General features: G+C 38.2%; 15 protein-coding genes. 8 read left to right on the top strand and 7 right to left on the bottom strand.

Translation table 11 applies throughout. The features are described 5' to 3' along the window. Window positions 1-11: 11 nt before the first annotated feature. The 4 genes from QCB45_RS09715 to QCB45_RS09700 all read right to left on the bottom strand — a co-directional run bounded on the left by QCB45_RS09715 (window position 12) and on the right by QCB45_RS09700 (window position 8526). On the bottom strand, window positions 12-3323 hold the full coding sequence (locus QCB45_RS09715) for a hypothetical protein (protein ID WP_279420779.1): 3312 nt from the start codon (window positions 3321-3323) through the stop codon (window positions 12-14). A 9-nt stretch (window positions 3324-3332) separates the two neighbouring features. Further along, window positions 3333-4250, bottom strand: coding sequence for a DUF4007 family protein (locus QCB45_RS09710; protein ID WP_279420778.1), 918 nt, complete (start codon window positions 4248-4250; stop codon window positions 3333-3335). A gap of 58 nt (window positions 4251-4308) precedes the next feature. Next, window positions 4309-6336, bottom strand: a complete 2028-nt coding sequence (locus QCB45_RS09705; RefSeq protein ID WP_279420777.1) for a DNA phosphorothioation-associated putative methyltransferase — start codon at window positions 6334-6336, stop codon at window positions 4309-4311. A 378-nt stretch (window positions 6337-6714) separates the two neighbouring features. Further along, window positions 6715-8526 (bottom strand): LAGLIDADG family homing endonuclease, encoded by a 1812-nt coding sequence (locus QCB45_RS09700; protein WP_279420776.1) that lies wholly within the window; start codon window positions 8524-8526, stop codon window positions 6715-6717. A 505-nt stretch (window positions 8527-9031) separates the two neighbouring features. Between QCB45_RS09700 and QCB45_RS09695 the strand changes: the two genes are divergently transcribed. Continuing rightward, complete coding sequence (locus tag QCB45_RS09695; protein WP_279420775.1) at window positions 9032-9451, top strand: hypothetical protein; 420 nt, start codon at window positions 9032-9034, stop codon at window positions 9449-9451. A 1392-nt stretch (window positions 9452-10843) separates the two neighbouring features. On the opposite strand, the gene QCB45_RS09690 is transcribed toward QCB45_RS09695, so the two are convergent. From QCB45_RS09690 to QCB45_RS09680, 3 genes are all read right to left on the bottom strand, one after another. Beyond that, window positions 10844-12142: a tyrosine-type recombinase/integrase gene (locus QCB45_RS09690; RefSeq protein ID WP_279420774.1), complete on the bottom strand. Its 1299-nt coding sequence runs from the start codon at window positions 12140-12142 to the stop codon at window positions 10844-10846. A gap of 361 nt (window positions 12143-12503) precedes the next feature. Further along, window positions 12504-13871, bottom strand: a complete 1368-nt coding sequence (locus QCB45_RS09685) for a diguanylate cyclase (protein ID WP_279420773.1) — start codon at window positions 13869-13871, stop codon at window positions 12504-12506. 15 nt (window positions 13872-13886) lie between these two features. Further along, window positions 13887-14693 (bottom strand): transporter substrate-binding domain-containing protein, encoded by an 807-nt coding sequence (locus QCB45_RS09680; protein ID WP_279420772.1) that lies wholly within the window; start codon window positions 14691-14693, stop codon window positions 13887-13889. 226 nt (window positions 14694-14919) lie between these two features. Here QCB45_RS09680 and QCB45_RS09675 point away from each other — a divergent pair, with 226 nt between their 5' ends. The 7 genes from QCB45_RS09675 to QCB45_RS09645 form a co-directional block, all read left to right on the top strand. Next, window positions 14920-15354 (top strand): DUF2214 family protein, encoded by a 435-nt coding sequence (locus QCB45_RS09675; protein WP_279420771.1) that lies wholly within the window; start codon window positions 14920-14922, stop codon window positions 15352-15354. A gap of 78 nt (window positions 15355-15432) precedes the next feature. Continuing rightward, window positions 15433-16329, top strand: coding sequence for a M23 family metallopeptidase (locus QCB45_RS09670; RefSeq protein ID WP_279420770.1), 897 nt, complete (start codon window positions 15433-15435; stop codon window positions 16327-16329). A gap of 107 nt (window positions 16330-16436) precedes the next feature. Next, on the top strand, window positions 16437-16697 hold the full coding sequence (locus QCB45_RS09665; RefSeq protein ID WP_279420769.1) for a hypothetical protein: 261 nt from the start codon (window positions 16437-16439) through the stop codon (window positions 16695-16697). A 105-nt stretch (window positions 16698-16802) separates the two neighbouring features. Further along, on the top strand, window positions 16803-17582 hold the full coding sequence (locus QCB45_RS09660; protein WP_279420768.1) for a PhzF family phenazine biosynthesis protein: 780 nt from the start codon (window positions 16803-16805) through the stop codon (window positions 17580-17582). A gap of 326 nt (window positions 17583-17908) precedes the next feature. Next, the gene (locus tag QCB45_RS09655; protein WP_279420767.1) at window positions 17909-18238 is read left to right on the top strand and encodes a hypothetical protein; all 330 of its coding nucleotides are present in this window, start codon (window positions 17909-17911) and stop codon (window positions 18236-18238) included. Window positions 18239-18366: 128 nt separating this feature from the next. Next, window positions 18367-19644: a Glu/Leu/Phe/Val dehydrogenase gene (locus QCB45_RS09650; protein WP_279420766.1), complete on the top strand. Its 1278-nt coding sequence runs from the start codon at window positions 18367-18369 to the stop codon at window positions 19642-19644. A gap of 298 nt (window positions 19645-19942) precedes the next feature. Beyond that, window positions 19943-20573, top strand: a 631-nt coding sequence (locus tag QCB45_RS09645) for an MCP four helix bundle domain-containing protein (RefSeq protein ID WP_279420765.1), incomplete at its 3' end; no start/stop codon positions are given.

The raw sequence follows: 20573 nt of genomic DNA, 5'->3' as shown, positions 1-20573 counted from the left end.
TTCTCAAATTTTTAATTTGTTTGTTCTATCTGTTCTTGAAGTAAATTGCTTAATAGCCATATTCTCTCATCTTGCTGAAGATTTGAAAGGGCTGCTTCCACATTATTCTTAGTCGCAGGATCAATTTCAGTTTTATCGAGTCTAATATTAATCATGCTTTCCGACTGTTTTCCTGACTGTTCTGAGACTAAAGAGACGGTCATTAAGTCATCACCTCTATCGAGATCATACATTTTAAGGATTTGAAAAAATCTTCTGCTGAATGAGAGGAGGGATTCTCTAGCAAGCTCGATTTTGGAGTCCGTCCACTGAGAGTTTGATGATTTACTTAGAAGAGATATAACTGATTCTGTCCATTGGGTATTTTCATCATTTGCAGATAAGCAGCGTTCAGCAAAGCCCTTTAGCCGGAAATCTGAAGAGGTTTCAGCTACTTTTTTGCAGCGCTCTTTAAAGTTTTCGTCAAATTCACCTAACCGCTCTTTAATTGCTTCTTTAAATGTTAATAGTAATGAAGGGTAGGCTTCCTTCAATTCATTAACCACATTTTCAATTTCATCTTTAAGCAAATCAGGCGACGTTGTTTCATCACATTTAAAGATTTTCGGTAAATCTTCAAATATGAATTTATGGGGGTCGGAGGCTCTAAGTGCTTCATTGCGGAAGCTAATTGCGTTCTTAGTTAGGTTTAGAGTGTTTTTAGTCCAGTGGGGAAGTGCGTGAACAAAGGTGACTAAAGACCTTGCGACCGATAATACATTAGCCTGATGATCAGATGTGCCAGTTTCAATTTCAGCTAAACGTTTCAAAAGATACGGTTGGATTGTGGCTGATTCCGTATATCTTAAGCCAACATGTTCGGGCTTTTTAATTATCTTGGTAGTAATAATGTCGTCGGCTTCAGGAACAAACACAAACTTTTGGGTACTATCAAAATCATACAATGCCAGTTTATCTTGGTAGACCATTATAAAAGCGGTTACTAGTAGTGGAAAAACACCGTCTGTCACTCCATAAGGAGCTTGAGACCAAGCCATATAGATGTCGTTGATAGATGAAATGCCTTCAGATTTTTTTAAAAGCTCTAAAGTATCATTAAACAAAACTTGGGTGGCTTCATCCGTTGGTTCTGAAAAACCATATTCATCATTAATTTTTTGATGAATACCAAGAGCCTTAATGCATGTCAGGTAGATGGCTTTTTCTGGAGGGAATTTGTCATCAAAACCTAAGTTTTCTTCACAAAAACAATCGGGATCGATCATCATGTCAATCAACTTTCTCCTTGCTGTGATTGCAGTGCCAGAAGGTTTTTGTCGATTAATAATTTCGTTGTTTATATGTAGTGATTTTGAATATAACTCGTCAATGACGATAGATGCTATTTCTGTAAGGTTATGACTGTTTTTGCCAAACCATTCGGCATTAATTAAACATGAATTTAATTGATCTTGAAGGTTTTTTTGAGCAATAGTCTTCCTGTCATTAATAAGAGACTTTGCAATAGGGTCGTGAGCTAAGTTTGCTTCTTCTTTTTTCATGATTGTGGCTAAAGCCACAAGCTCTTTAGCGCTTTCAGCAAGGATGTGATAATTCTGTATCAATCCAAACGCATAAAAGTGAGATAAAGTTGTATTTTTAGCTACTGCTTGCTCGTATAAACTACGATCGAGCAATAAAATAAATGCAGCACTACTGTTATTTCGAGAAGTCCAACAGTTTGTTAAAGCCTCCAGTTCTAGAGCGTTTTTTGCTAGCCTAACATCTAGCCAGTGTAAAGTCCCTGTTTCATGGTAATGTCTTTTGGCTATGATAAGGTTTTTTTGAAGTTCTTCTTCTATGATGTTTAGCCATTCAGTTTCCTGAATATTTGGTAAATATTCAGCAATTAAACTGGGAACATCAATATCACTTCCAGCAAAGATAACATATGAATTAATATGAGATCTAAAGCTAACTAATGAATGCTCGTTTAGTTCTTCTAAAGCTTTTTCAAAGTCTTCATGATCAAGCCCTAAGTGAGCTAAAAGCAGAGTAGTTTTTGTTGCGAAGAGGTGAGCTGCATTTCCAAATAAATTGATCAAAGCAATCGTTTTTAACAAAGGAACTGCATGCTTTGATGTGCATTTTAGATGAGCTCTGTTAATTGCATCCTTTGCTTCGCTCCACTGTTTTCCGTCTTCACTAGGTAAAATGTGAAATTCAAGGTTGTACTCTAGGAAATCCCATAAGTTTGATAGCAGGTACGGTGAAGTATAATCAAGGTCGTGCTCTTCTAAAAAGTTTCTTAGACTGTTTGGCTCCATTGAACCTAAAAATGAGAATATTGAACGTTCATTTTGAGAAAATTGTCTTCTCGAAATGACTCCTAGTAAAGAAGCGACATAAGGGTGAAGAGCACCTAGTTTAGCTATGTTTTTTCTAAAGGTGTTACTACTTTTCAAATCTTCTCGAGCATAAGAGGCAATTATCTCGTCGGAGCTTTGAACGATTGACGAAGCGGCTTTAGATGGTTTTGTCGAAACTGTTGCGATTGATTCAGAAATCAAGGACATAATTTCGTCGGTTGATACCTGGTAAAGTAAATCTACAAATCGACCTTGTATCTTTGCCCACTCGGCTCTTGTCTTAGAGGTTTTATCTTTTGCATATTCACTGAACCCTTGGTGCAAAAGACCGATATAAATGGAGGGAATAGCATATCTAGATATACGTTCACTTAAATCTTGGAATAAATGTAAATCACCATTTTCACGGTTAATATGCTCAAGTGTCTTACCAAGTTCATCATGAATTAAGAGAATGCCGTCTACTTTATCTTTTAGTTTGTCGTGAAGTGTTTCATAAAAATCAATGAATTGATCTTCAGACTCAATATCTAATGTTTTTACCCATTTTATTTCGTTCTTTAAAGATTGTTCTTTTAGTGCAGCAATAACACTATTAGTAAGCATCTCAATAGGGTTTGATAGACCGCCTAGAGCCCTAATAACTAAATAGCCTTTTTTACTCGTATTGAAGCTCTTACGGTAATTTTGAAACAGATCAGAACCTATGATTGATTCTGTTAATTTTAATATTGTTGCATCATTGCTTAGTAGGCCAGAAAGTAATAAAGCTACCGTCGATTTTCCAGAGCCATAAGGTCCTGTGATTGTGAATGCTTTTCTGTTTGCTTGAAATTCATGACTTAAAGTAGTCAGTGTATTTTCTGCAGTTGCGTGAAATAATAAACCTTCAAACGCATCCGCATTAAAGTCGGTGTCTATCCTTGTTGAACGGCTATATCTAGGCTTAATACTGTATATGTCTGATAATCGCATACTAATCTCTTACTTGTAGTAGCTCTCAAGAAAATCGATAGGTTTAATTGATTCAATGGTGTCGCATTTAATTTGTCTAAGACCCATTGTGTCAGTCCAATCAATAGCTTTGTTTGTAAAAATACTTAATTTATCTAAAAGTTCGTTTAGGCCGTCTTGAGATAGTCTAAAAATCTTTCCAGGACTTCCTTGAGCCTTAAGAATTTGATCATAAGAAATGGTTTTTGAAGAACTAAAATGTGTCTGCCAAAAGTCTACTAATGCATAAGCGAAAACTTCTATAGGTAAGTTTGATCTCTTATCTAAAGTTGAAAAAGATGTTTTGTTTGTCGAATTTACAATAAGATTTAGCTCAATAAAGGGAGACGAAAAACTATCTTCAGAAACGCTTTTAAGGCTACCAACTTTGTTTATGTAGGCGTTTAATAAGCAATCGATGTCTTTTTCAATCGTTTTTATAGAGGACTGTTGATTGTCTGAAAGAGATTCAAGATCGCTTTTTAAGAGTTCAAGTAAGCTTTCTTTTGTAAAAGATTGCGTCGAAGAGTAATTGAAAAACCACCTTAACGCGGATAGTTGTTTGTAATTTTTGCATAGTTGCCAGTGAAGTAACCAGATGCTCCCAGGCTTTTCTAGATAAGGGTCCCAGGCGTCATTATCTAAAACTAGTCGTTTTGCTAGTTTAGAGATCTCTGTCGAGTCTTTTGCGAATTTGACTAATTCCAGCATCTCAAGCCAATACCTTAATGAAGAGACCATGTTTTTCCCTATGCCAAGATAGGTAACAGCTCGAACTGCATCTTCGGTATTTGTATTTTTGAGTTCATTTCCATTGTTAAGGTAGTGAAGGCCTTTATAAAGCCATCCATGACGTAATGGAAATGTTTCATGTCCGGAAAAACGCGTAGTAGTGCCTTGTTGAAGCATATATTTATAATCTCTCTGGAGAAGTTGACCAGTGAGTTAGATTATATCAATTAGGACTTCAGATTTTAAAAAACTTTGAACCTTTGAGTTCGTAGCCGCATTCCCGTAATAGCTCATCTAGCGCTTCTTTATTTAGGTTAATGTTTTGATTTATATGAGGAATTATTGATTTTAGACGTTTTTCAAAGGATTGCTTCTTTTTAAAGTATGCATGATCTTTGCTTAAAAATACTGATGAATCAAAGAGTATCGGTCTTTTGTCTTCAATTATATAGTCGAAGTAATCCACTTTTTGATTCCAGAGATTAACTTTAATTCTTTCTCTAAGAGTAGGAAGGAGGGAATTATAGAATTCATCGTAACCCATAAAGCTTACTTTACCTGATTTAAAATGAATTTTAACCAAATCAATTTCATCTAATCCACCATATAAAATAGTGGCACACCCAACATATAATCGAAGTAAAAGAGGAATGTCGTTAATAAATCTTTTATGGAATATGATTGAGTGGTCAGTATTATAAAAATGGGGAATACTAGAATTTAAAATACCATTTGCAGCATTAGTGATGTTGTCAGTTTCTACTAATTGATAAAGATAATCTTTTGCCTCATTTTCAGCAGTTGTTTTATTACCGAAAAAATATTTAATGTCATTTAATAGTTCTGAGTTAGTAATTTTTCTGTCTTTTCTCTTTTGAAAGAGACTCATGGCAAAAAAGTAAATAAGATCTTCTTTTCGCATCTCTTCAGCTTTTTTCAAATCGTCCATTTCAGAAAATTGGAAAAGAATATTTAGTGCTTTTTTTAAAGAGCCAGTTGCGCCTACTAAGTCATTCTCTTTGCTGAACTCTGAGGTTTTGACAGGTCTTCCTAGTTCTAAACAGCGTTGCCATAAAGAATCAAACAATTCATTATTTTCGTTTAGTAGTTTTAAATGAAGATCTTGTTGTGTAATCCTAGGAACTTTTAGGTGTTGCCAGTTATGAGTGCGTTTAATACTTGATTGCTCAAAGTTTATTGCATCTTCTTGGTTTTTGAAGATGAAAAATACCCCAGGTGCAACAGCATAAGCATCGGTCATTAAGTATTCTTCTAAAAAGGTTCTTAGCTCTTTTTGTGAGTAATACTTTTGAAAGGTATTTCTAGAAGTAATAACGCCATCTTTGTATGGTTCAAATTGATTGATGTAGTTATCACTAGTCACCATGACAGAGACACAGAGAATTTTTTGAGTTAATTCCCATGCGTTGAGAAGGGCTTCAACTCGTTCCTGATAATCTTCAATAACATTTAGAACAAAGCCTAGGTTAACAACATCTGATTTTGTTTTTTGTGAGTCAGGTTTGAAAGCCGGATCCCACCCTGAGCTTTCAATTCCCGCTTGTTCAAGAAGATAAAGGTCACTTCCTTTCCCACAGCCATAGTCAAAAAAAGTTGTATTTTCATTAATCTGATCGTATTGAAACAATTTTTTTAGGGGGAGTGAGAATTCGTATCTTGTTAAGGCTGTTTTATGCCGATCAATACTTGTAGTTAATTCAGCGTGACTGTTAAATTCTTCAGGTGACAATTGTGTTAGTTCACCATTCTCAAGTTGATATCCATGCTCTTCAATAGTTTTTAGCCAACCTTGTTTAAACCCGATTTTATTAGTGTTCTTGTATAGACCAATTTCTTCGCCTTCGAGAGTGATCTCACGAAACTCTTTAAAATACGGGTTAGTCGGAGGGATGAAAAGCTCTTTTCTATGAAGTATTGGGGGATTTAGTGAGCTTTCGTAGTTTGTTTCTTTAGTTTTTAAAGATTCAAGATCGACTGTTATTGATTTTTTTAGTTCAGGGTATGGATCTGAATAAAAGTCAGGATAACTTAGAAAAGAAACTTTAAAGGCAGATTTGAATAACTTGATTACTTCCCAATCCGTTGACTGCAAACTAATTGCTTCTGATAACCCTGTTATAAAGCGTTTTAATTCGTTTGGAAGTTCGTCAAAGTAGTCCTGATGGAGATACACAGAGTCTGGCAGGGATTTACCAATTTTGATCTTGCTTACCAAGCTTAAGTAAAGGGGTTTTGAAAGCATAATTACATGTCGTTATAAAAACATATTTATATCTTACCTTTTCTTGCGGCAGATTGAAGATTAGTCACCTTCTTATGTTACTAGGCTATTTAAGATTTCGAAAAAAATTAGGTAGCGAGGTAGTCTTTCTACGACTTCAGTTGAAAATCTTTTATGTTTCCAAGGAATTTTGCATTACAAAATGTTGGTCTATTTTCTGAGAGGGGTACATGTAATAATGAAAAAGCCCCAGATTTCAGTAGCCTGCTATGTTATTGGCTAGTTACTTTCTGGGGTGCTATACCGATAATTCTATTTCATTTATGTTTACATGTCTTTATTTTTTGTTGGTATGTAAATGGGTAGTTTCAGGAGTAGTAAGGCTGGCAAATTGTGTCATTAGTTGATATTCATCTCTACCATTTTTCTTAAGATGTTCCATTTTCGCTCCATGCCGAAATCATAGTTCTTGAGTATGTTAGCTATCTTAATAACTTTTTTCCCAGTGATTGTTAAGGTGTAGTGTTGTGAGTACTTTCCTTCGTAAGTTTGTTTGCTTACTGATTCAATCTCTTTGAGAAATAATTTTTCAAGCCAATCCACACTTTTGTTTGAGGCAGAAATGAAGTGTATTTTAGGTTCGTTTTTTTTCCAGTTAATTTTGAAATGGCCATCGCCTGCAAGAATTCCTGCGGCATACGCCCATGAAACTTCAACATTCGAAAAGTCAGGCGGGGACAGCTCAAAGGTTTTACTTTCATTTACATGAAAGTTTCGATTTAAATCATTTATTATCTCTTCTGATGAAAATGATATGGCTGCGTAGACTCCTCTTCCGTTTACATTCGTCATGGTACGGTATTTGACATCATTCTTAAGTTCGATGAACCTCATAAAGTTTAGTAATAAATCTTCATCTATTGCCTTTAGCTCAATGGATATTTGATGTCGATTAGTTCGGCGGTCAAAGCATCCATCTGCCGCCAACAACCCTGCGAAAAAAGCAGATTCTTTGTTTATTATCTGAAAAGCAGTATCTTTTACGTTGAAAAGCCTATTTATATGCGTTCGATCATCATTTCGAAGACCAAGGTGACGTGTTTTTATCTTAATACTTCCTACTGTTCTTCCCATTAAATAGGCAATTTCTTTGTAGTAATAGTTTTTCTCGGCCAGCAACCTTTTTAATTGAATTTCATCTTCTGGGGAATAAGGTTTTCCATGATTTTTTAGTGTATTAACCGGATCGACTTTTTGACAAACGATTGTTGCGGCCGGCATTTCTTTTAATAAGTCTATTATGCTTGAATACCTTAAATTCCCACCATTGATGGAATGCATCTCAGTTTTAGAGATATAGTCGCCTGGATCATTTAGCAACTCGTATCCTCTTCTTCTTACAAGTATTTTAGCTTCTTCATAACTCCATGCACGCTGCGAGTGGATTTTTTCTTTCGTGCATTTAGGACAACCGCAGCAGACCTTTTTCTTAATTCCATCCTCTGAGCCAATGAATGGTGCACCACATATCTGACACTCGAATTTTAAACTTTCATCCGAGGAGGGAAATTGTTTAGAAATGAGTTCTAGTCGACCCTGGCTGATGACATTAATATATATCGCATATTGATTTATATCGTTATTTACACATTGGCGTGCCGACGACCATGAGCAGTAAGGGCAGTCTAGGTTCGTATCTCTAGGTAAGTTATTTTGTAATGGATAATCTATCAACTTATAAAAGTTTCGAAAAACCGAGTTGCCACATTGATGTTGGAACCAATTGTTTCCTGATGCTTTTATTAATGTGTATTTGGGGTCGATCCGCCATGTTCCTTTTCGTTTCTCATGTAATTTTTTTTCTATTTCAGCAAGTGTTTTTCTAAAGGCTTTGCCTTTCTTTTTAGAGTCGCAGGGACCTTGACACAGGAGAAAATCGTTGTGTTTTAGTGCGTATTTAATATTTGATAGTTTATGCTTTACAACTTGTCCGCAAAGTTCATTTGAATTAATTCGATTTTTGGTGCAACGAACCTTGATCTTTGTATTTGGTGGTAACCCGCCACAACTGATACCAAAAAGCGTATGTTGTTCAAATTGATTTTCATCCTCGATTTCAAAAGGCCAGGATGATTTATTTATCAATAAAATGATTTCTTTCCAAGAGAGGCAGCTTTTTTGATTTTTTGTTAATAGGTGGGGGGAGGTCATGACGTCTTTTTTATCCTTTGTTTGATTTTAACTTTTCGAAATTGAATGCTTTAGATGCTTGAATTTAGACAGGTTTATGGTAGCAATCCGAAGAACATGTTTTTGCTTTTAACGCCATGAAAAACGTGGTGTTCGTTAGGCTTTTATGGTCGATAGGAAAGAATAGGTTGTTAGAGTTTTAATTTGTTTTTGGTCTTAGCAGGTTGTGGTGCGAACGCTATCATGTAAGTATGGGATTGGTCTTTAAATTACATAATTAAAGAATTCAGATGAAGAAAAATAGATCACGGTGAGAGCTGTAGTTTAGTTTTCAGCTCTCGTTAAGAATTTATAATAAAAACAATTGGTTATGATTGTATTTTTGCTTTACAGGATGATCTATGAAAGCTAGGATTAGTTTAAAAGATCAATCTCGACAGAGTTGTTAATTGAACCTGGATTGTAGGTTTGTTATCGGCTTACCCTGTAGTTGATCTTTAATAACAACAAATTAAGGTGAACTGACATGCAAACTTTAGAGACGATGGTTCAAGGGACGAAAGTCGGCCCTTTTTTGGCATTTATTTATGCGTTGATTATTACGATCGCTTCAGGAATCACATTGTTGATTCAGGCAAATGAAGCGGTTAAAAAGCACGATCAGATTACACAAAAAGTTGCTTTGGCTTATGGGCTTTCTGAGGTTTCAGCTGAGAATCTGATGTGCTTCCATGGTATTTTGCATTACAAAAATATAGGCCTATATTCCGGAGCATTGGCATTTACTCCAAATATTAGTTGTTCAAAGGATGAATTGAATAAACTTCAAGAAAACCCTTCTCGAACTGTAGCGTTTTACGCTTCCATTTTTTTGTTGCTAGGGATTTTGATGTGTTGGAGTGCATATTTTCAACTAAAACAAGACAATAGAGAAAAATCTAGTTAAGAAGCTGACTTGGTATTAAAGAGTAAATGTCAGGCTGGATATGTGTTTAATTACTAGGTTATAATTCAACTCGTTAGACATCAATCAGACGAACATTGCAAGATGGGTTGATGCCCCACCTAGTCGTTGGTTGCTGGTCGAACCGCTATAAACAAGTGGAACACGTAAGAAACAAAAGCCCTGTTAATCAGGGCTTTTTAGTATCTATAATTTTTATTGCTTCTTTGCATGTCTGTTTAGATACAGATATAATTAACCTAAGACGTTCTGTTTGAGGTCTGTTTATCAGATGTGCGTCCTACCCGCCAGAAATGGTTCCTAGCACGGTTTGGGAATATTGAAGAGGTCTCTCAAGGTTCTAAAAGCCCCGTTTATCGGGGCTTTTGCTTTTATTGCTCAATAAAGGTTTTCTTTCTCCTTTTGATGCCACTGATTGGTGTTTAGGATTCGATAAATAAGGCCCCCAGTGAGCCCATTTTCCAAGGCATGATGTAATTTTTCTGGTGGTAAGCCAGTAGTCTTAAAGTGAATATCGAGTTTAATCTAGTCTTAAGAAATTCTTCATCTTTATAGAGTTATTCTGCCTGGGAATATACGTGTAGTTAACTGTGCACTTTTAACGGTGCTACAAAGGGCAGGAGATGGTCGAGGTTGGGTGAACTTGTTCTGATGAGTGCTTGGGTTAGGAAAAGATGAAAGAGTTGATCTATGGCTATCTGTTCATCGAAAAATTGCCATGTCGTGATGGTGTGGTAGGTGCCATTAATGAAAAGCCTGCAATTTTGAAGAGTTAGGTCTTGTATATACAAAGCGTTTATTGATGGCACACCAGAGTAGTCTGAATTTATTTGTTAATTGTTTTTAACAAGTTTCGCCTGCTTTTTTCCTATTAATTAAATTAGTAATTAAGCTAGCTTGTTTTCTAATTACTAACTTCGACCTGCTGCTTGTTTGCTAATAGCTAAAATGGGTGGCGGTTCACTTCAGTATTTAGTCAATTCGTTGAACAAAAATTTATCCCTCTTATTTCCTATATATAAATTGGCAGATAAGCATGCTTATATTCCAATTAATAAACTTTGTAAGCTTGTATGCTAATTAAAGAATTTTTGTAAGCTTGTATGCCAATTAAGAAAAATCAGTGCGCTTGTATGCCAATTAAAAAAATTGGGAAGCTTGTTTTGTTCTTTACTTGTTGTACTAGACTGAAAATTATGTAAGAGGGAAAAGATGTGAGTAATGGTGTGCGGAAATTACATTTTATTAAAATAGCTAATTAATGTTTAGTGTGGATTGGTGTTTAGTGTAGCTCAGTATTCTTAAAAAACCAGGCAAAAATGTCTGGCTTTTTGGCCATAAAAAATATGGTTAAACAGGGTTTTTAGATTGCATTCAAAGTATTTGAATGTTTTCTTGGAAATTTAATTCCATCATGCTGGCAAATTGGTTTACGTACTTTACTTGTAAGTCAGGTTGTAGGTGTCCATAGTATTGTTCAATCATTTCTACGCTCGTTGCAGCAAGTTTTGCAATGCTTAAAAGGTTTGCGCCATTCATTACTAAATGACTTATAAAGTTATGGCGAAGCGTGTAATTATCTAACTCGCTTGGAAGGTCTGACAGAGACTTGATCTTTTCCCAAGGTTTGTAGAGTTTTTTATATGGAAGTCCAGTGCAGGGATTGGGGAAAACATAACCGAATTTAGGGCTGCCATTTTGCTTGTGCCATATTTGAAGAATGTTGACAGCCGCGTCTGAAAGAGGAATTGGTGTTGGGTTAGGTTTCTTGTGTCTAGTTTTATTGATTACCTTGGTCAATCGCTTGAATTTTAGATTAACCTCCTCCCATTTTAATGTTAATGCATCACCTGGTCTAAGGCCTGTGTAGTAGAGTAAAAGCATTGTGGGTTTAACGTAGTCTACGTAAGTTACTTGGGTCAAATCAGGTAAATGTGGCTTTCCATGATTTCGACTGTTCGTTCTCTGAACCCGTTTTTCTTCTTGATATTTATCTAGGGCGTCGAAAAATTGCTGGGTTTGCTCCAAATCTAAATAATTTCTCTTCAAACGGAGAAGGGTTTCTTCTTCGGGCGTGGCGTTTCGAACTTCGAGCTTAAATTTTTTGATTGGGTTTTCATCGATCACTCCGCCTTTTTCTGCGGCGTGGTTTAGCATGGCATTGAAGTAAGAGAAAACTTTTTTAATTGTTTGAGGATTTAAGTTTTCGTTTTCTTTTGTTTTTTGCCAATGAAGCATCATCCTTGGAGTTAGGCTGGACATTGGTTTCTTCAATAATTCAGGAAAATGGTTAAATAAATCTGCACGCATATTTTTCCCATCACCTTTCTTGGCTAAAACAGAATCATAGATTTCTTTTAAGTACGCTTCTGCAGTATTGGCGTGAGTTTGTTTTTTTTGAGCAATGGTTTCAGAAATATCTTCGCCGGCAGCGATGCGCCCAATATAGTCTGAAAGGATTGCTCGAGCTTTTTCGATTGGAAGTCCAGGAAAACTTCCTAAAGGTATGGTTTTTCTACCGCCTGTTGGAGATATGTATCTGTAATAGAGCCCTAGGCCCGTTTTTAACTTTCTGGCATGAAAGCCTTTTTGTTCAGTGTCATTGAATCGCTCACCCACAGTTGAGTTTTTGGAAAACAATTGTAAAGTTGATTTAGATATTTTTCCTTTCATTCAAATCCTCCAGAATATGCCGTGCCCCCGCTGTGCCCCACAAAAGATTAAAGTTGGGTGCAGGAGGTTAGTTTTGATTAAAGTTTGTTATGAATGTAACTTATTGAAATTTAATGACAAATTTTGGATGGATTTGGTTTTATTACAAAGGCGGAAAAAGGGTGTTTCAGGATTGTGATTCCTGTTGTCGCGGGTTCGATCCCCGTCATTCGCCCCATTTTCCTAAGCATCTTTCTTTTAAAAGACTATTTTCTTTTACTCTTCAGTTAAAAGTTTTAAATTATTTTAAGTATTAAAACGACTCTCAAGATTTTTTGGTTTCTGTAAAACTGAATTCTTTAGATTGATTAGCCAATATCACTCATTTTGATGAGCTGGCTGATACTTCTGAATACGAAGTGACTTGATTACGCCCTTGATTTTTTGAAACATAAAGAGCCTTGTCGGCTTGTGCAAGCAACGAGTCTATATTCGTGTTTTCCAGTTTACTTTCAACGACCCCTAAACTGGCGGTAAACTGAATTGACAACTGCTCTTGTTTTAGTTCGATTTGACTGATCTTTTGGCGAAGGGTTTGAGCAATATTAACCGCAGCAGCTTCTCTAGTATTAGGCAAAAGCACAGCAAATTCTTCTCCTCCTAACCGGCCGATGATATCTGTCGAGCGAAGGTTGTTTTTAAGCGTGTCTGCAAAAGCTTTCAGGGCCTGGTCTCCCAAAGCATGGCCATAAGTGTCATTAAGTTTTTTAAAATTATCGATATCGAGCATAATCAAACTCAGCGGATTTTGTTGCCGGAAAGCCAGATGCAGTAGCCGTTGGCTATAATCAAAAAAAGCACGGCGGTTATTGAGTTGAGTGAGTGGATCGCTATAAGCTAATTTCTCGGCGCTTTCTTTGGCAAGCTCTAAGTCATGTGTCCGAGCTTTAACCTTTTCATCCAGTGCTTGGTTAAGTTCTAGCAATTCTTGCCGGTGCTCGTTTAATCGCTGAATCATTTGGTTGTAACTGTCTTTTAAAATGAGCAGTTCATTTTTATCTGTCCAGTGAATAGCCAAGTCGATCGGTCGCGGGGATTGTGTGTTTTGCTGGCGAATTTTGTGGGTAAATTCTTCTAGAGGTCGCCCTAGGTATTTTTTGATAAAGAAATAAATGATAAACCAAAGTGCGAAAGTTTTGATTAAGGAGTTAATCAATATAAGAAAGAAGCCGTATTTGACTCGTTCAAAGACCAGTCGGTCATTTGAATAAAGGGTTACCTTTCCCAAGGGAATATCGTCTTTAAATGCCGGCCCTTGATATTGAATAGGAAATTCGTGATCGAAAAGTGATTTAGCACCCAAACCGAAGAGTTTTTGTTCTGTGGGTTGGCCTTTTGAGTCATAATAATTGACTTGGTTTTGCTCATTAAGCACCGCACCGATTTGAAAATCCATTTTGTGGTCAAGAGATTCGATTTTTACACCCACCACGATGGGAAGGTTGTACATGCCTTGTAGTATCGATTGCAGTAACTCTTGATTATAGGTCCAAACCGAATCGGAAATTCCCTTGCCAAAGGTGGCAGGCAAGGTTTGAATTTCTTCATAAAACTCTTTTTTGGTGTTTTCGTACTCTTTGTAAAGCTGAACCACCGTGACGAGAACCGCCACCAAAAAATAAAAGCCAAAGATAACGAGCAATAGATGCAGCGCGATAGATTGGCGATAACGGTTTAATAAAGCTCGCATTTAACAAATCATAGTTTATTGGGTTTGCCAGTCTTGAATGCCATAACGTTCCAACAATTTGTTTAAACGACCGTCTTTTCGCATTTTAAGAGTTTCTTCAGACAGGATTTTGGCATACTCTGCGGATTTAGGGTTTTTAGGCGAGAAACTGCTGTAAACATCAATGACCACGCTGGTGGTGCCGGAGACTTTTACCTGGTCAGACTTGCCCATTTGCTTGGCCTTGTATTCCAATACGCTTTTGTCTTCGATAACTGCGGTCAGGCGGCCATTGATAAGCATTTCAAGCAATCTTTCCAAAGGCTTTTCGCCGGTGATGGCAAGGACGTTTTTTGGATTTTGATTAATATAGTCCATGACGATCGGGTCAACATAGTCATACCCTTTAATAATGCCGATCATTTTGGCCTGTTCAAGCGAGTCTTTTCCTGTGTAGCGCCAGTTTGAGTCTTTACGGCTGAAAAAGGTACTGTTGCTTTTGCCTAAGGCAAAGTCAGGAAACACGAAGTCCGGAGCTTCTTCACGAAAGCAGGCCATGGTACCGTCAAGTTTGCCTTCTCTTACCAGTTGCAATCCACGAGAGTAAGAAACCTCAACGAACTCGACCTTATGGCCTCTTTCTTTCATGGTTTCCACCAGTAAATCACCCAAATATCCGACCTTGCCTTGGTTTTGACTTGCGATGCAATCGTAAGGACACCATTCGTCAGTGGCGATTCGGAGTGTATCTGAAAAAACATAAGTAGGGACAAGTGCAATAAGGCTTGCAAATATTAGGCTAAAAGTCAGAGAGGTTTTTGTTTGCTTGGTTTGCGCATGCATGACTGCACTCCAATAAAATAAGATCGAGCCATTATAAAGTCTCTATTGGAATAGTACCATAAGAGTTATTTTTAGGGCTCTTATACGCCTCTAAATGCCATTTCGAAAATAATAAAACCCCATTGTTTATAACAAATTGACATACGTAATAAAGCCAAGTTAGGATTTGTGACTTTAGTTAACAAAGATCTTGTCGACGCATTAATCAGAGCAGGAATAGTAGATCATGGAAGAGTTGTTAGTAAGGTATGCACATTTTCTAGGTATCATTTTTCTAGCTTCAATGCTTGCTATTGAAAATGTTCTTTTATCAAAAATCCTGAAAAGAGAGGTAGTGGGTAAGTTGGCTATCATCGATTCTCTCTATGGTTTAAGCGCAATAGTCACTCTCACAGCAGGTTTGCTTTTGTGGTTTGCTGTCGGTAAGCCCAGTCAATTTTATACAAGCAACGTAGTATTTCACGCTAAAGTAGGGTTGTTTGTATTGATTGCCTTGCTGTCAATCTTACCGACACTGTTCTTTTTGAAAAGTCGTAGGCTTAATGTGCAAGAAATATTGGTTCCTAAACACATAATATATATTGTGCGATTAGAGGTGGTACTACTATTGTTGTTACCATTGTTGGCTGTATTGATGGCGCGAGGTTATGGAGCTGCATAACAAGCGTATCAAGTTGAGCAAAAACACGCGGGTGCTTTTGGCAACTTTCGTGTCTTTATGCATTTCTGAGTCAGAGCTATGAGTGAAAGTCTTCCCATTGTATTCGGGGTTTACCCATTACTTCTGTCCGGGCTCGCTCTAATATGGCTACTCCGCCTTCAGCATCGCAGTTGGCCGAATTGGGCAGCGTGGGTATTGGCTTGCGGGAGCATCGTCGCCTTCGCTTTTGTAACGGGGCCTTGGGCCTACACGAGTTATTACTTGCGGTACGTTTTTTTAGGGCTGTTCGCCTTAACCGTCGTTTTCTCATATTTCCGAATGAAGCGCAGTAGCCCTTATTCTCGAACGCGCGATGATCGAATTTCTGTTGCCTCTGTATTGATTGTTCTTCTTTTTACTGTACTGAATAGCCTGGCCATTACGTCGTATTATCCTTCTGGAAAAACGCTTGACGTAACATTTCCACTCAAATCAGGCACCTATTACGTACTACAAGGTGGCGACAGTATTGTTACGAATCCTTTTCACGCGCTGGCCCACACCGAGCAGGCCATAGACATCGTTAAGCTCAACTCACTTGGCAATCAGGCAGACGATTTAGCTCCGCGAGTGTTGAGTGCCTACCAAATCTTTGGTGAGAAACTTTATAGTCCATGCCAGGGAACTATTTTAGAGGTTCGTGACAACTTGCCGGACAATCCACCCGGAAACCCTGATACGGAGCATCCTGAAGGCAATTACATTGTGCTACAGTGTCTCATGGGAGATATATTAATGGCTCACTTGAGGCGAGACAGCATTAAGGTAGTGCCGGGGAGTATCGTGACCATGGGACAACCTTTGGCTGAAATCGGTAATTCAGGAAATACACTTGAGCCACACTTGCATATTGAGGCAACGAAGGATGGCAAACCGATATGGCTTAGTTTTGACGGACGGTCGTTGTCGATCAATAGCTTGATAACGAGAAAGTGAAAAATGCATAACAATGCCATTAATGCGGACAGTAAAAAGCGTCGCTTCCTTGTCGCGCCATTTTTTGCTGCCGGTTATGCCGAACGTTAGTGAATGGAGAAAATGAGTTGAATTTCATCGAAATTATCGGATATATCCCTGCAATTATATTTCCAACAGCAACGGTTATTCAGTTGCTTCATTTGCTAAAAACAAAAACTTCAGATGGTGTTTCCGCTTTGGCTTGGGGGGCTTTTGCTTTAGGCAACGTTTCTCTTTATATTTACACTGAAAAGTACTTTGAGCTTCAATCAATTATAGGCCTATTGCTTACATCACTTTTGCAGTTAATTATTATTTTTCTGATATTTAAATACCGTAAAAGCTAGGTGCAAATATTCACCTAACATGTTGACTAATAATGGTAAAAATAATTTCTTTTTTCGTTTCTTAAAATTTTAGCAAACAATAGCTTTGTAAGGTCTGGCTCGAATATGAAACTCCCTATTTATCAAATTGATGCATTTGCTGAAAAAGCCTTTGAAGGAAATCCGGCTGCGGTCTGTCCTTTGAAAGAATGGCTTCCTGATTCGGTCATGCAATCAATCGCTGAAGAAAACAATCTATCCGAAACGGCGTTTTTTGTTAAAACTCAACAAGGCTTTGATATTCGTTGGTTTACGCCTGTTGCGGAAGTTGACTTGTGTGGTCATGCAACCTTGGCATCAGCCTATGTCATTTTTAATATTCTTGAGCATAAAGAAGAAGAGATTGTCTTCAATTCAAAATCCGGCGAATTAAAAGTTAGCAGGGATGAAGAATTGTTGGTTATGGATTTTCCTAGCCAAGAGCCGGTTGAGTGTGAAGTGCCGGAAGCTATTAAGCAGGCGTTCAATAGTCAGCCGATCGAGTGTTTGAAATCAGATGATTATATTGTGGTGTTTGGCTCCGAAGATGAAGTGTCTTCTGCAAAACCAGATATCCAAAAATTAAACATGCTTGATTTGCGTGGCGTGATTATTACTTCAACGTCAGATCGTTTTGATTTTGTTTCTCGGTTTTTCGCCCCTAAATATGGAATTAGCGAAGACCCAGTAACAGGTTCGGCCTACACACAATTAGTCCCTTATTGGTCTGCTGTTTTAGGAAGAAATAAGCATCATGTAAAACAACTCTCAAAAAGAGGCGGGGAGTTGTTTTGCGAGTTGGCTGGTAATCGAGTATTTATTGCAGGTAAAGCCGTTCAGTACATGGCTGGCGAGATAGAGATATAAATATAAATATAAATATAAATATAAATATAAAGATAAATATAAATATAAATATAAATATAAAGATAAATATAAATATAAATATAAATATAAAGATAAATATAAATATAAATATAAATATAAATATAAATATAAATGATAGAGGCTAGGCCTGGTCATTTGGACATTTAAATTTCACTTGGTTGTTATTTGTGCTTAAATAACTCACTAGTGTTGTTTTTACTTATTTTTCTTTTTAATTGTGCGTAACCGTATGTTTTAGTGTTAAAAATACATTTGGGAGTGTCGGTTGCGGTTTTAGAAATAAGTTGAGTAGAGAGGGTTTGGTTATGTCTTTAATCGATTGTCCCGAGTGTGACGGTAAGGTCGCCACCTCTGCAAAGGCTTGCCCGGCTTGCGGCGCAAGTATCATTACGGTAAACGGTGTTGAATGGTCTCAATTAAGCATGGCCTACAAGCTCACGGTTTATTCAGGTTATCTATTGGTGTGTTTCGCACTGGCCTTGGGGCTGGTTGAATTCGTCGGCTGGGTGTTCAGCGACGTTACCATCGAGTTCATTCTGCCCGAAGGTTTTTATTGGTGGGTGTTGGGGTTACTGACAATCGGGTTGTACGCCTCCTTGATTCACGCCTTCAACCGGGGTGAGATGAATTCCTGATTTCATGCACGTGTTTTCTGTCCGGTTGTCGTTTGGCACCCGGACAACCTTGATCAAGAGTTTCCTGTTTACACTTATTAAAATTCAATAATCCATAAAGCATTCCGTCTATTAATCAAAGGTGATTTATGTTCGAAATCGCAAAGCAGCGTCTTGAACCCGTTTTTAATTTTATCGATGTTGATGAAGAAGTCTTTACCCGCCTTTCCGTTCCCAAACGTTCGATTGTTGCCAATATTCCGGTCCGGATGGACGATGGCAGTTTACGTGTCTTTACCGGTTATCGCGTGCAATACGACGATACCCGAGGCCCAACCAAGGGCGGAATTCGTTATCACCCGAGAGTGAATATGGATGAGGTCACTTCCCTGAGTTTCTGGATGACGGTCAAATGTGCGGTTGCCGGCTTGCCTTTTGGGGGTGCGAAAGGCGGGGTGACGGTCAATCCGAAAGAACTTTCCTTGTTGGAAATTGAACGGTTGTCTCGAGGTTATATACGCGCGTTTGCAGATGTGCTAGGCGGCAATCGAGATATTCCGGCTCCCGATGTCTATACCAATTCGACGATCATGGGGTGGATGGCTGACGAGTATTCGGTCATCGCTCGACGTCAGGAGCCGACCATCATCACGGGTAAACCGTTGCATCTGAACGGTTCTCAAGGTCGTGAAGCAGCTACCGGGCAGGGTGCTTTGTTTGTGTTGAATGAGTATGCACAGCACCACGGTTGGAATGTCGGGCAGAAGACAATCGCGATTCAAGGGTTTGGTAATGCCGGTTATCACTTTGCCCGTTTGGCGAATACGATGGGGTATCGAGTTGTTGCGGTTTCCGATTCAAAAGGCGGTATTTATGACCCTAAGGTCTTGAACGTGACCGATGTTTATCAGTTTAAGGTGGAAAACAGTGAACTGGCGTCCGTATATTGCGAGGCATCTGTGTGTAACAAGCTGGAATACGAGCAGATTACTAATGAAGAGTTGTTGGCTTTGAATGTGGATGTATTGGTGTTGGCGGCTTTGGAAAACCAGATCACTCAGTTGAATGCGTGCAATGTACAAGCCGATGTTGTGTTGGAAATCGCTAATGGTCCGGTCACGCCCCAAGCGGATGAGCTGATGGAAGAGAAGGGAATTGCTGTTATTCCCGACGTGTTGGCAAATTCCGGTGGGGTGACGGTCAGTTATTTTGAGTGGGTTCAAAACAAAGCCGGTTTCTATTGGGAAGAGCAAGAAGTACTTGAAAAGCTTCAAAAAATCATGAGTCGAGAAGCAAATCTCGTTTTCGATCTTTCCAACCGTCATCAATGCAGTTTAAGGACAGCTGCCTATATTCATGGTGTCGAACGTCTGGCGGGTGCAATCGATCAACGCGGAAACCGGAAAATGTTCAGCCGTTCGTGCTGAAGTTCTCTATTTCACAACTTAATACACAAAATCAAAATGGAAACTTCTATTGAATTATTTCTCTTGTTTCAGTGATGAATTGAGGTGTTTCAGGTAGAATGGCGTTTCGGACAAATGTCCTGTTTTTATTAAAAAACACTTACATACGTAATAGTTTTAATTAAGTAAGAAAACTTTTGCATCTGAAATGGCGTAATTTGTTCCATTTGTTTTTTCATTCGATTGGCCAATTTTTATGATGAAAAAATTTAACGTTGAATGCTTACTTGCTTATTTGTCTGCTATCTGAGGAGAAATTATGACAATACGTACCAAGCTGATTTTGTCTTTCGCGCTGATGTTGGTGCTCACGGCTATTTTAGGCGGAGCCGCACTGTGGGAAACAAAACGACTATCCGCATCGCAGGATCTGGTGGTGAACGACCGTTTGCCGAAACTGATTGCTGTTGAACGAATCATCATTTTCGAAACGCGTATCCAGCAGAATATTCGTGAATACCTGATTCAAACGGATGCGGCGGAAAGACAGAAACTATTGGATCGTATTGCCGAATACCGTAAGGAAAACGCTGACTTACGAAACTATTTGAAAGAGTCTATTACATCCGAACAAGGTAAAAAGCTGCTTGCAGATTTGGTTGCCGCCAATGTGAATTTGGTGGAAGCCAATAATATGATTATGCAGAGTGTTCAGAATGGTGACCTGGAATCCGCGGCTAAAGCTGTAGTGGCTCCTGAAAATCGTGAGAGACGCTTAGCACAGCGCAAGGCGTTACGAGAACTGGTCGATTACCAGAAGAAGCTGGCGCAAGACAGTGGTGCTGAAGGACTTAAGATTGCCGGTCAAACACAATGGGTCGTTGGGGTTATTCTGGTCGCTTCTTTGGCCTTGGGCATTTTCCTCGTGTTGTATATCCTAAGAAGCGTAG

Source organism: Thiomicrorhabdus sp. ZW0627 (assembly GCF_029767005.1).
Classification (GTDB): Bacteria; Pseudomonadota; Gammaproteobacteria; order Thiomicrospirales; family Thiomicrospiraceae; genus Thiomicrorhabdus.
Note: the sequence above shows the minus strand (reverse complement) of the source record. Positions and strands in the feature narration are given on the sequence as shown.